At 73.3% G+C, this 11,821-nt stretch carries 8 protein-coding genes and 1 pseudogene; 2 read left to right on the plus strand and 7 right to left on the minus strand.

Translation table 11 applies throughout. The features are described from left to right. Nucleotides 1–5: 5 nt before the first annotated feature. Entirely contained in the window at nt 6–428 is a 423-nt protein-coding gene (locus ABFX51_RS24290; RefSeq protein WP_091513187.1) for a hypothetical protein, read from the minus strand. Nucleotides 429–549: 121 nt separating this feature from the next. Here ABFX51_RS24290 and ABFX51_RS24295 point away from each other — a divergent pair, with 121 nt between their 5' ends. Together ABFX51_RS24295 and rnhA are read left to right on the plus strand one after the other, a co-directional pair. Further along, nucleotides 550–3,936, plus strand: a complete 3,387-nt coding sequence (locus ABFX51_RS24295) for an NACHT domain-containing protein (RefSeq protein WP_346055031.1) — start codon at nt 550–552, stop codon at nt 3,934–3,936. A gap of 1 nt (nt 3,937) precedes the next feature. Beyond that, nucleotides 3,938–4,378, plus strand: a pseudogene (rnhA, locus tag ABFX51_RS24300) (ribonuclease HI); the annotation flags it as partial. A gap of 759 nt (nt 4,379–5,137) precedes the next feature. On the opposite strand, the gene ABFX51_RS24305 reads toward rnhA, so the two are convergent. The 6 genes from ABFX51_RS24305 to ABFX51_RS24330 all read right to left on the minus strand — a co-directional run bounded on the left by ABFX51_RS24305 (nt 5,138) and on the right by ABFX51_RS24330 (nt 11,789). Further along, complete coding sequence (locus ABFX51_RS24305) at nt 5,138–7,276, minus strand: terpene synthase family protein (protein WP_346055032.1); 2,139 nt, start codon at nt 7,274–7,276, stop codon at nt 5,138–5,140. Between the two features lie 198 nt (nt 7,277–7,474). Beyond that, nucleotides 7,475–8,224, minus strand: coding sequence for an alpha/beta fold hydrolase (locus ABFX51_RS24310; RefSeq protein WP_346055033.1), 750 nt, complete (start codon nt 8,222–8,224; stop codon nt 7,475–7,477). Nucleotides 8,225–8,254: 30 nt separating this feature from the next. Further along, nucleotides 8,255–8,761, minus strand: a complete 507-nt coding sequence (locus ABFX51_RS24315) for a mycothiol transferase (protein ID WP_346055034.1) — start codon at nt 8,759–8,761, stop codon at nt 8,255–8,257. A gap of 9 nt (nt 8,762–8,770) precedes the next feature. Continuing rightward, nucleotides 8,771–9,502, minus strand: coding sequence for an ABC transporter permease (locus ABFX51_RS24320; RefSeq protein ID WP_091513175.1), 732 nt, complete (start codon nt 9,500–9,502; stop codon nt 8,771–8,773). 954 nt (nt 9,503–10,456) lie between these two features. Further along, nucleotides 10,457–10,867, minus strand: a complete 411-nt coding sequence (locus ABFX51_RS24325; protein WP_245783276.1) for an MmpS family transport accessory protein — start codon at nt 10,865–10,867, stop codon at nt 10,457–10,459. 187 nt (nt 10,868–11,054) lie between these two features. After that, nucleotides 11,055–11,789 (minus strand): MgtC/SapB family protein, encoded by a 735-nt coding sequence (locus ABFX51_RS24330; RefSeq protein ID WP_346055068.1) that lies wholly within the window; start codon nt 11,787–11,789, stop codon nt 11,055–11,057. Between the last annotated feature and the right edge of the window lie 32 nt (nt 11,790–11,821).

Raw genomic sequence — 11,821 nt, forward strand, 5'->3', positions numbered from 1 at the left:
CGCGATCAGATTCCGGCCTGCCGGAAGGCCTGGGCGAACCCGGCGTCCGTGACCGCGCCGTTGCCTCCGCCGCCCGTCGAATAACCCTGCTGCGCCAGAGCCTGCACCGGGTCGAGGACCTCGACGCGAAAGTGGTGGACCCAGCCGTCTTCCCCCGCCAGCGGGACGAGCAGCGCGAGGCTTCCGCTGGGGTGAGGAACCACTCCCCAGAAGACGCGGTACATGCCGATCCGGCTGGTGCTCAGCCCGTCTGTCCTGATGTCCCGGTCTTCTGCCAGCCTCGGGGCGGCGGTGAGGATCGCTCGCTCCGTGGTGCCCGCAGGCGCCGTGCCAGAGACGGTGACGACGAAGCCGGCGGCACCGACCAGCTTGTGCAGCGTCTCCACCGGGGTGCCGACCGCCCGCGGGTCCAGAATGAGCTCGAACACGCCCCGGAGTCGGAATACTCCGTGGTGTCGTTACACCGAGAACCCCCACACCCTGAAACCCGACCGCACCGAGTGGCCGCTTTTCGCCCGGAACGGCGTCCCCGTGCCGTACAACTGGACCATGGTCGAGCGGCACAACGAGATCAGCGGCGGCCGGTTCGACGGTCCCGTCGTGCAGGCGGGCAGCATCGACCGGCTGACGCTGCACTTCCACGGCGGGCCCGTCGAGCCGGACCGGCCGCTGACGTCCTGGCGGGACCGGCCCCCGCTGTCCCCGGCCCTGCGTGACCTGCTGGAGGCCCAGCAGCGCGCGACGGAGGCGCTGCCGTACAAGCTGCTCGGCGTGCGTCAGCCCGAGCTGACGCAGGTGTACGTGCAGCAGACGATCCGCCCCCAGCTCGCCGAGCGGCCGCCCGAGCCCGGGCGCAAGCCGGAGCCGGAGCGCAAGCAGGCACCGGAGTCCGCCGAGCGCGTGCTGAGCATCACCGAAGCGCTCGACCGCGGCGGGCACCTCGTGCTCACCGGCGAACCGGGCAGCGGCAAGTCGACCGTCGGCTACCTGTACGTGCAGCAGCTTTCCGCGTACTGGCTCGGCGACGGTGACGGCCAGCCCCCGCTGAGCGAGCCCCTCCTGCCGTTGCGCGTGCCCGCGCGGGCGCTCGCGGCGAACCGGGCCTGGGCGGAACTGCTCGCCGCCGGCACCGAGGAAGCGCTGGGCCGCCTGCTGTCGGAACGGCCGCGGCCCGAGGTGTTCGCGCGCCGCGCGCTCGGCGCCCGCTGGCTGGTGTTCGTCGACGGGCTGGACGAGATCATCGAGCCGGAGACCCGCGCGCAGGTGATCGACGCCATCGCCTACCAGGTGCGCCGCGGCGCCGACCACCGCCTGGTCGTCACCACCCGCCCGCTGCCGGGCCGCGAGCTGGCGCCGTTCGAACGGGCCGGGCTCGACACCTACCACCTCCAGCCGTTCGGTCCCGGCGAGCTGGCCGAGTTCGCCGGCGCGTGGTTCCGCGCGCAGAACCCGGTCACCGCGACCGGCCGGGCCGCCGAGTTCGTCCGCCAGGTCGGCGACGGCCGGTTGCGGGAGCTGGTCCGCAACCCGCTGCTCGCCACGATCGCGGCGATCGCGCACACGCTCGAACCCCAGCGCCCGCTGCCCAACAGCCGCGTCGACCTCTACGACCGGTTCATGGCGTACCTGCTCGACGAAACGCCCAGCAGGCGCGACACCGTGGCCGAGCTGCGCCGCTCCCTGCGGGACCAACCGGAACGGCTCGCGTTCGCCGAATGGCTGCGCAAGCACCGCACGGACATCGTCGAGCAGCTCGCCGCGCACCGGCTGGAGAGCGAGTCGCCGCTGTTCGAAGCGGCGTGCGAGTGGGTGGCCGGCCAGGGCCTGGAGCTGCCGGAGGGCTGGCAGGAGGACCTGCGGGCGCTGCTCGCGAGCACGGGCGTGTTCGAGCAGACCGACGACGTCCTCGACTTCCGGCACTACTCGTTCGCCGAGTTCCTCGCCGCGCGCAGGCGCGCCCGCGAGATCTCCGCCGACTTCCCCGGGCTCGACGAGTGGATCGAGCGCGGCATGGGCCTCGCGACGCAGGCGTTCGCCCTGTTCACGTTCGTGCTGTGGGGCCGGGCGGGCAACGAACTGGGCCGCGTGTTCGAGGTGCTGCTCGCCGGGGCGAAGGACGAGGTGCTCTTCGCGGGACGGCTGCTCGCCGAGGGCATCGAGATCGGGGACCGGCTCGCCGCCGCTGTCGTGGACCGGATCCTCGACGCGTTGCTGGCGAACGGCGCCCGCAGGCATCCCTGGTCCGACGTGGAGGAGATCGGCCAGGTGCTCGTCTCGTTCGTGCCCGAGACGCTCGGCGCGCCCGCGATCGCCCGGCTGCGGGAACTGCGGGACGCTCCGGAGCTGTCGGAGGCCACCAGGCTCGAGTGCGCGGCGGTGCTGGGCCGCGTCGCCGACACCGCCGAAGCCGCCCGGTGGCTGGAGTCCTTCGCCGAGCGGGCGAGCCTGCCCGCGCTGCACCGGTGTGTGCTGGTGCTCAAGGAGCTGGTCCCCGACGGGGCGACGATCGGCGAACGCCTGCTCGTGCGCCTGGTGGCCGGCGCGGCGGCGGACTTCGCGAGGCAGCTCGCCCTGCTGTACCTGCTGGACGAACTCGGCCGCGGCGAGGCAGCGGCGCCACTGCTGCGGGAGGTGGTGGTGCGGTTGCGGGCCGATCCCGCGGTGACCGACGGCGCGGGCTTCCCGCTCGGCTCGCGGCTGGTGGACGTCTGGGAGGACGGCACCGCGAGCTGGGGCAACCTCGCCGATCTCGCGGTCCGGCTGCACTGCGCCGAGGAAGGGCTGTGGGCCGCGGAGAAGGTCTTCGCGCGGGAGTCGTCGTCCGCGGACGAGCTCAACGACGCGGTGCTGGCCGTACTGGCGGCGAAGGGCGGCGACGGCGTACCGGAAATCCTCGCGGCGACCGAAACGCGGCCCGTCGAACACGTGCTCGGCGTGGCGGTGACCCTGCAGGAGGAGTCGCACCCGCGAGCGGCCGCCGCGTTGGCGCGCAACGTGCTGGAGCGGCCCAACGCGGGGCCGTACGAGTTCGTGCGGGCCGCCCGCGTGCTCGCGAACTGCGGCGAGAGCGGTGAGCTCCTGCGACTGGTCGAGAACAAGCCGGGCCTGGGGATCGAGTACAAGCTCCGGCTCCTGGCGCTGGGTTCCGACCTCGGTGACCAGGGCGCCCTTCGCGAAGAGGCACTGTCCAGTTTGGACCATCCGGGGCTGGACAAGTGGGACCTCGCCAACGTCGTGCAGGCCCTGCTCGAGGACGGGGACGCGGCCACGGCGGAACGCGTGGTGCGGGCGGCGAGCGTTCGCGGCCCGGAGTACTGGGCGAGGCTGGCGGGGGTGCTGTGCGCGCAAGGGCACGGCGAGGCCGCCGACGAACTCGCCGGCAAGCTGCTCGCCGCCCAGGCGCAGACGGACCTCCTGGTCGAGGTGGCGCTGGCCGCCGCCGAGCACCGCCCCGCGCTCGCGGCGAAGCTGCTGGACGCCGCCTACCCCCGCCTGCTCGACTGCGACGGTTACCAGCGCCACCAGCTCGTGCGCGCGCTCACCAAGATCGGGCGGCGTGAGCAGGCGGTCGCGGCGGCCCGCCTGGCGACGCTCGCGACCGACGAGATCTGGGTGTCGTACTGCGTCGAGAACTGGATCGACGCCGACGGCGCCGAGGCCGGGCGGGAGATCGTGGCGGTGCTGGTCAGCGTGGACACCCCGGCCGACAAGCGGATGGAGGCCGCGGACAAGCTCGCCGAGCTCGGCCTGCTGGAGCCGGCCGCGCGGCTGTGGCTGGACGTGGTCCGCCACCACGGCAGAGCGCTCGACCAGGCCGTGCTCGCGGCCCGCTGCCTCGTCGAGAGCGGGCACCGGGACGAGGTGGCCGCCCTGCTCGGCGAGCGGGGTGACCCGGTGCTGCGGGCCTGCGTCGACGGCCCGTTGCTAGATTCCTGACGTGGGGGAAGCCTTCGTCGAGATCTACACCGACGGCGCCTGCAGCCCGAACCCCGGGCCGGGCGGCTGGGGTGTGGTGCTGCGCTACGGCGGTCACGAGCGGGAGCTGTACGGCCCCGATCCGGGGCCGACGACCAACAACCGGATGGAGCTGATGGCGGCCATCCAGGCGCTGGAGACCCTGAAGCGGCCGTCGGCGGTGCGGCTCTACACGGACAGCACGTACGTGCGCAGCGGTGTGCTGTCGTGGATGCCGCGCTGGAAGGGCAACGGCTGGCTGACGTCGGCGAAGCAGCCCGTGAAGAACGCCGACCTGTGGCGGCGCCTGGACGCGGCGCTGCACCGGCACGAGGTCGAGTGGCACTGGGTCAAGGGCCACGCGGGGCACCCGGACAACGAGCGTGCCGACCGGCTGGCCGTGCGGGGCGCGAAGGAGGCGGCGAAGCTGCCGCCGGCGCCGGTGGCTCCGGAGCCGGAGCCCGTCGAGGAGGAGGGGGTGCTGCCGCTCGCCGTTCGGCGGCAGGTCCCCGGGCCGCAGGCGTCCGGGTCGCGGGCGTCCACGGCGCAGGCCTCCGGCGGCGAGCGGCGGCAGGGTGGGCCTGCTCCCGCTGTGTGGGTGCACGCCGGGGCTCCGGGGGACACCGGCCAGGCGCGCCCGGCTTCGGCGGCGCCAGCTGGCGGGCGGGCGCGCCCGGCTACCGCGGGCGCCGCCAGCCAACCGGGCCGCGCTCCCTCGGCGGCAGCCACTGACCCGCACCCCGCTGTCCCGGCGGCCACCATCCAGGCGCACCCCGCTTCCGCAGCGCCCACCGCCAGCGGGCGACAGCAGGGCAAGCCCCTGCCACCCGCCACGCAGCCGGGCGCCGCTGCCCTCGCGCCCACCAACCCGCACCCCACACCTCCGGCCCCCAAGCCACCCCCCGACGAGGACGAGTGCGTCCACCAGATGCCCGTGTCCTGGTGCGCGCTCTGCAAACCCCTGCCGCCGGGGGTGTTACCGCGCGGGTACCGCGTCGAGGGGTACGCGTACCACAACGATCCGCACTGCCTCTGGCTCCACAAAGGACAGCGCCGCGCCGCCCGCCAGGGCATGAACATCCACGAGCCGGTGCCGATCGCGTGGGCGGAGGTCAGTCCCGGCGAGCTGGTGCCCTGCGAGTACTGCTGCACCCCCGCCTGGGTGCGACGGCACGCGCGCTGATCAGCCCACGCCCAGCGCCTCCGCCGCGGGAAAGCGGTTTCTGCGCAACTCCGCTTCCGTGTACCGCACGCATTTCCGGTGCCACTCAAGGATTCCCGACATCCAGTACTTCAGGTGCTCCGCATGCCCCAGCAACGCCTCGCGCGTTTCGGCGGGGAGCGCGAGGTCCTCGAACAGGCCCGGCAGGTCGTTCGCCACGATGTGCTCGAACTGCTCCAGCCGCGCCCCCATCAGGCGGGCCACCAGCTGCGCCGCCTCGTCCCGTGACGTGCCGAGGAAGTTCTCCACCACCAGCACCAGGTTGTGCACTTCGCCCTCGTACTCGACCTCCTTCTGGTACGAGAACAGGTCGTTGGTGAAACACGCGTAGTCCTGCGCCGCCGTGTCCAGCTCGTGCAGCACGCGGTTGCGGTACAGCTCCGGCGGCACGACGTCCGCGTGCGCGAGGCGCGCCAGGCTCATCGTCATGTCCGAACCGAACGTGCGGCGCCGCATCTCCACGTAGTCCACGGGATCGGGGATCCGGTGCTGCGCCTGGTTCCACAGCTCCCACAGCCAGCTCTCCGTCATGTCCTCGACAGACCGCCGGAACGTCGCACGATGCGTCTCAGACATCGGTCCCGCCGTGCGCCGCCACAGGTCCGCGAGGCCGCGCTCGATCGGGTTCGCCGGCGGAGGCGTCTCCCCCGCGTCGAGCGGCATGAACAACGGCAGTCGATCGGTGAGGTGCTTCGCGGCCGCGAGGTTGCGCGTCGCGCCGAACACGGCCGGGTAGTAGTCGTCGCCGTAGGTGCCCCACGACAGCCAGTCCGTCGACAGGTACAACTGCTCCGGCGTCGCGTCGGAGTGGATCATCGACGCGCAGTGGGCCAGGTCCAGCCCCCGGAACCGGCGCTCCGTCCACACCCCCTCCGAAAGCATCCCCATCTCCCGCGCCCACCCCACCGAGTACTCACGCGCCGCGTCGAGGTGCGGGCTCATCCGGACCGGGTAAGGCATGTACAGCTCGGGCACCTCCAGCGGCCCGACCGGCTGGAACGGCACGTGCCCGTGCTGCCGCGCCTTGCCCCGGATGCCCGGCAGGAACGACAGCCGCCCCGACGACGTGCCCAGCCCGGTCGGACCGCCGAGCGCCGAATCCGCCGCCGCGCCCTCGTTCATGTACCGGCTCGACCGCGCGTGCCACTCGTGCCCGCCGGCCTGCCAGTCCTGCAGCCCCTTCACGTAGGCCGCGACCCCGGCCTGCTCGTGCGGCGGCACGGCGCGGTCGGCGAGCAGCGCGGGCACCTCGGTGAGCGCGGTGTTCTCGAACTGCTGCAGGCGCGAGGTGAGCAGGTCGTTGACGAGGTCGGCCGCCTCCTGCGTCGGGATGTCGAGGAACCGCTCGAACACCAGCACGGCGTTGGAGTTCTCGCCCTCCTCCCGCACCTCGCGCTGGTAGGAGAACAGGTCGTTGCGCAGGTGCACCGCGTCGGCGAAGGTGTCGGTCAGCACCTGGATCTGCCGGGTGCCCGCCAGCTCGTCGGGCACCTCCGCGCCCACGGCGTACTCGACGAGGTTCGCCGACCACGGGGCACCGCCGACCTTCCGCCGCATCTGGATGTACTCGATGGGGTTGGCGATGCGGCCGCGGTCGATGTTGTCCAGTTCCCACATCGATTCGACCATCAGGTTGTGGGTGCTGGTGACGAACCGCCGGCGCCAGCCCTCGGACATCGCGGGCACGGTGCGGCGCCACAGGTCGCCCAGCCCCGCCTCCGCCGGGTTGGTGACCTCGGGCGGGTCGTCGGTCATGAACAGTTCGAGGCGGTCCAGGTACGCCTTGGCGCGGCCCAGGTCGCGGGAGTACTTGAACTCCTCGAGGAAGTGGTCGTCGAAGAAGAACACCCACACGTACCAGTCGGTGACGAGGTCGAGGGTCGGCCCGTCGCAGTCCGGGTGGGTGTACGCGCACATCAGCGCGTAGTCCATTTTGGCCAGCCGGTCGGCGTCCCAGACGAGCCCGCCGCCGGGGGTCGGCGCGTCGAGCATCCCCATCTGCCGCGCCCATTCCTCGCTGTGGGCGCGGGTGCGCTCGAGGTGCGGGTTGAGGCGGGCCGGGTACGGCAGGTAGAAGTCGGGCAACGCGAAAGCCTGCATGCGTCCGACCGTTCCAGCCCGGCCCCTCGCGCGGCGACGGCCATTCCGGCGGGACGGCCCCCCTGTCCGGTTGACGGGTGGCACCACCCTGGGTGCCGGTCCTCGCCGGAACGGCCCGCGTTTCCCGTTGCGCGGCACCGGGAAATCGGCGGCCGAGCAGGGGAACTCACCCGCTCGGCCGCGCCTCCCCCGTTCGGCTCAGTCCAGGAAGGACTCCACCATCGGCGTGACGAGGTCGGTCTGCCGGAGGACCTGCGTGTGCGTCGTGTGGGGCAGGATCGCCAAGTGCGCGTCCGGGATGAGGCCCGCCATCTCGGTGGCGTGCTCGAGGCGCACGAAGTCGTGGTCACCGAAGACGAGCAACGTGGGTGCCCGCAGTCCCCGCAGTTGTTCGGGCGACCAACCGGTGAAGGCCCCCACCAGCGCGGACGTCTTCGCGGCGACCGCGTCGAACCGCGACGGGTCGGGCGCGACCTGCTGGTAGGCCGTCACCATGTCCCGGAAGTCGTCCGCTGTCGGCATGCGGGTGGAGTTCGCCTGCAACGCCGGGTCACGGATCTCGTCGTGGTAGCCGTCGGGCCGGTAGTGCGCCGACGCGAGCACCAGCCGGTCCACGCGTTCCGGCCGGGACACCGCCAGCTGCAGGGCGACGAGTCCGCCGAGGCTGAACCCGAACAGGTCCGCCCGCGCCAGGCCGAGGTGGTCGAGCAGCCCGGCGACGTCGTCGGCGAAGGCGGGCAGGGACGGCGGCCGGTCGGTGTCCGGCGTGTGCCCGTGGCCTTGTAGCTCGACGCCGATGACCTGCCGGCTCTTCGTGAGGCGGGGCAGGAGCGGGCCGAAGGAGGACTCGAAGGTGAGCAGGCCCCCGTGCAGCAGCACGACGGGCCTGCCCTCCCCGTGCACCTCGTAGTACAGCTGTTGCCCGTTGACGGTCGCGTAGTCACCCATGCCAGTGCAGACCGCGGCGGCGCGGGAAACTCATCGCCGCAGCAGGATTCCCCTGACGTAAGCGGCCTGGCCGGCGTGCTGGAGGTCGTCGGACAGGACGCTGACCAGCCGCACCCCTAGGCTCACCGGCGGGTCCCAGTTCTCGTCGACGATGCGGTCCAGCTGGGACTCCTCCAGCCCGGCGAGCCACGCCACGGTCTGGTCGTGCACGGCGTCGTGGTAGCCGGTCAGCAGGTCCGCGGACGCCCGCACCGCGGCGACGTCCTCCGCGCTCTGGCCGTAGCCGGTGGCGCCGGGGCTGAACGGCAGGCCGAAGCGCTCGTGCCAGCCCTGGGCGGTCCACACCTGGTCGGCGTCCTCCAGGTCGGCGAGGTGGTCGTCCTGCACGCGGGTCAGGTGCCAGACGAGCCAGGCGATCGTGTTGGCGCCCTCCGCGGGCGGGGTGGCCAGCTGGTCGTCGGTCAGTCCCTTGACGGCGCCGTGCACCACCTGCTGGACGCGGTCGAAACCATCGATCACGAGATCGGCGAGTGTCATGCCCCCAACCTAGGACCGCGCGATCGATCCCGCCGCCACGAGCTGCACCGCCACCAGCACCGCGACCGCCTCGGCCGCGAGCAGGCCGACGAGCACGAGCACCTGCGTGACCCCGGCCTGCAGCGGGCTGGCGCCCCCCAGCAGCACGCCGACGTACGCGCCCGGCAACGTCACCAGGCCGACTGTGCGGGTCTGGTCCAGCGCGGGGATCAGGGCCTGCCCCGCGGACGGGCGGCAGATCTCCAGCGCGGCGGCCCGTGGCAGGAAGCCGAGGGCCAGCGCCGCCTCGTACTCGCCGTGCCGCGTCTTCAGCTCGTCGAGGGCGCGGCGGGCGGCCTGCGAGGTCGCCGACATCGCGCCGCCGATCACGATGCCCGCGATCGGCACGACCGCGATCGTCCGCCACGGCACGACGCCGGTGACCAGCACGAGCGCCAGCACGGGCAGCACCCCGGCGCCGATCGCCGCGGCGACGGCGGGCACGGCACGCGGCACGCCGATGCGGCGGGCGGAGGTGACCGCGGCGACGGCGAACATCAACAGCACGAACAAGGCGGTGAGCCACCCGGCCCGCAGGATGGCGGTGATCACCAGGGACACCGCGGCCAGCTGCACGACGGCCCGCACCGCGGCGGTGACCACGGCCCGCGCGGGCCCCAGCTCGCCCAGCCACAGCACGACCGCGCCCAGCGCGGTGAGCGCCACCAGCACAACGGCGAACAGCGGGCCGAGGACGATCATCCCACCCGTCACGGGGGTGATCGTGCCATGGACTCCGGTCTGGGGGGTTGGAGCGGCGGGGGTGGTGGCGGGAAGGCGCCGGGGGGTGGGGGCCGCAGGTGGCGAGGCTGCCCGCGGCGGCGGGTAGCTGCCGAGCGCCGAGACCAGCGGCGGCGGTGGGGCCGCCAGCGAGCGGCCGGGCGGAAGGCGCCGACTACGGCGGCCGACGGCGCAGGTGATGGCCGCAGGCGGTGGGCAGCCGCCGAGCGCCGAGACCAGCGGCGGCGGTGGGGCCGCCAGCGAGCGGCCGGGCGGAAGGCGCCGACCGCGGAGGCGGACGGTGCAGGCGGGGGCCGCAGGTGGGCGAGGCTGCCGCGGCGGCGGGGCCCACGGTGGCGGGAAGCCGCCGAGCGCCAGGATGAGCGGCGGGGTTGGTGGCGCAGGTGGGCGCCGCAAGTGACGAGGCCGCCAGCGAGCGGTGGGCAGCCGCCGAGCGCCGAGACCAGCGGCGGCGGTGGGGCCGCCAGCGAGCAACCGGAAGGCGCCGATTACGACGGCGGACGGCGCAGGCGGGGCCGCAGCGGAACGGCGCAGGAGGCCGCAGGTGGCAAGGCCGCCAGCGGGCGGCGGAAGCCGAGCGCCGGTGGCCGCGGAAGGCGACACTCCCGCAGGAGGCGGAAAGCCGCCAGACCATCACGACGGAACGGCCGAGGCGCCGTCGGCGGGAAGGCGGCGAGGCGCCGACCGCCGAGACGAGCGGCGGGCCGGCGATCGCGGGGCGGCGGGAACCCGCCGAGCGCCGGGATGAGTGGCGAGGCTGGTGGCCTCGGGAGGCCGGGGCCCCTGCGGGCGGTGGAAGCCGCCGACTGCCGCAGTGAGCGGGGTGCGGCGGGTGAGCCGTCGAGCGGTGTCCGGCGTTCCGCCCCCCGAAGCCACGCCGATCAGATCAGGGCCGCCGCCCGCGCCGCCGCCCTCTCAGTCCAGGGATTTCGAGCAGCGGAGCATGGCCTCCGGGGTGCTCACGGTCGACGAGCTGACCGCCACCCCGTCGACCAGGATGTGGCACGTCAGGGTGCCCTCGCCGGCGTGCTGGGCGGTCAGGCTGACGTACCGCGCGGCGCTGCCCTCGACGGTGACGCTCCACGGCGCCCCCGCCTGCGCGACCTGCTCGATGGCCGCGCCCTTGCCCACGTAGGTGACGTTGCGGGCCGTGCCCGTCCCGGACAGCTCGTAGGTGATCACGTGCGTCACGACGGGGGGCGGCGGCGCGGCCGGGACGTTGACGCCGTTCAGCGTCGCCGGTGCCGGGCCGTCCGCGCGCTGCACGGCGACCAGCACCGAAACCACCCCGATCGCCAGCACCGCACCGAGCCCGGCCAGCAGCACGACCGTTCCGGACCGGAGCCTCCGCCTTGGCGCGGGGCCTACCGCGGGGACTACACCCATGGCAGGTCTTCTTCCGACTCATCGCGCTTCCGCCGAGCGCGTCAACTACTACTCGGGAGAAGAGCACGAATCGTTACCGTGCTGACGCCGTGCCAACTTCTTTCACTCGGACGGGGTAGGGAGCTGATTACTCACTTCGATCATCGATATCGCCGGTCTCCACGCCGACGACGCCCGGCTGGTCGGCCAGCACGGCCAGCAGCTCGTTCACGTTCCGCGGCCCGACCAGGCGCATCCGCAGGTCGATGAGGTGGCGGGCCTGCACCATCGTGCGGCCGTGCTCGTCCTCCTCCTCGCGTTCCAGGCTCCGCTGCTCGGTCACGGCGTGTTCCACCGCGTAACCCGATCGTGTGGCCAGCTCCAGGACCTTCCGCAGCACCCCTTCGCCGTCACGGTAGGTGACGCGCACCACGGACGTCGCGGGCCTGCGGCGCGTCGCGAGCCGGATCAGCGGCGGGTAGCCGTACACGACGAGGAAGTGCGCCGCGGTCACCACGATCGCGAGCACCGGCAGCCCCGCCGCACACGCACAGCCCACCGCGACGCTCATCCACACCACGGCCGCGGTGGTGAGACCGCGCACGACGTCCCGGCGGACGAAGATCAGCCCGCCGCCGATGAACCCGATCCCGGACACGATCTGCGCCGCGACCCGTGACGGGTCCAGCACGATCCGGCCCTCCGCCAGCACGTCGGTGAAACCGTACTTGCTGACCAGCAGGAACAGCGCCGCGCCGACGCCGACGAGCGTGTGCGTCCGCAGCCCCGCGCTCTTCTGCTTGAGCTCGCGCTCGAGCCCGATCAGCGAGCACAGCAGCAGCGCGAGCAGCAGTTCCCAGATCTGCGTCCAGCCCTGGCCCATCGGCTCGCCGAACGACACCGCGACCACCTCCT

This window comes from Amycolatopsis dongchuanensis, assembly GCF_039542405.1.
GTDB classification, from domain to species: domain Bacteria; phylum Actinomycetota; class Actinomycetes; order Mycobacteriales; family Pseudonocardiaceae; genus Amycolatopsis_E; species Amycolatopsis_E sacchari.

Excerpts from the sequence above, each read along its gene's own strand:
- ABFX51_RS24295 (WP_346055031.1), top strand. The coding sequence starts at position 550 with ATGGTCGAGCGGCACAACGAGATCAGCGGCGGCCGGTTCGACGGTCCC.
- ABFX51_RS24305 (WP_346055032.1), bottom strand. The coding sequence starts at position 7,276 with ATGCAGGCTTTCGCGTTGCCCGACTTCTACCTGCCGTACCCGGCCCGC.
- ABFX51_RS24310 (WP_346055033.1), bottom strand. The coding sequence starts at position 8,224 with ATGGGTGACTACGCGACCGTCAACGGGCAACAGCTGTACTACGAGGTG.
- ABFX51_RS24315 (WP_346055034.1), bottom strand. The coding sequence starts at position 8,761 with ATGACACTCGCCGATCTCGTGATCGATGGTTTCGACCGCGTCCAGCAG.
- ABFX51_RS24320 (WP_091513175.1), bottom strand. The coding sequence starts at position 9,502 with ATGATCGTCCTCGGCCCGCTGTTCGCCGTTGTGCTGGTGGCGCTCACC.
- ABFX51_RS24330 (WP_346055068.1), bottom strand. The coding sequence starts at position 11,789 with ATGGGCCAGGGCTGGACGCAGATCTGGGAACTGCTGCTCGCGCTGCTG.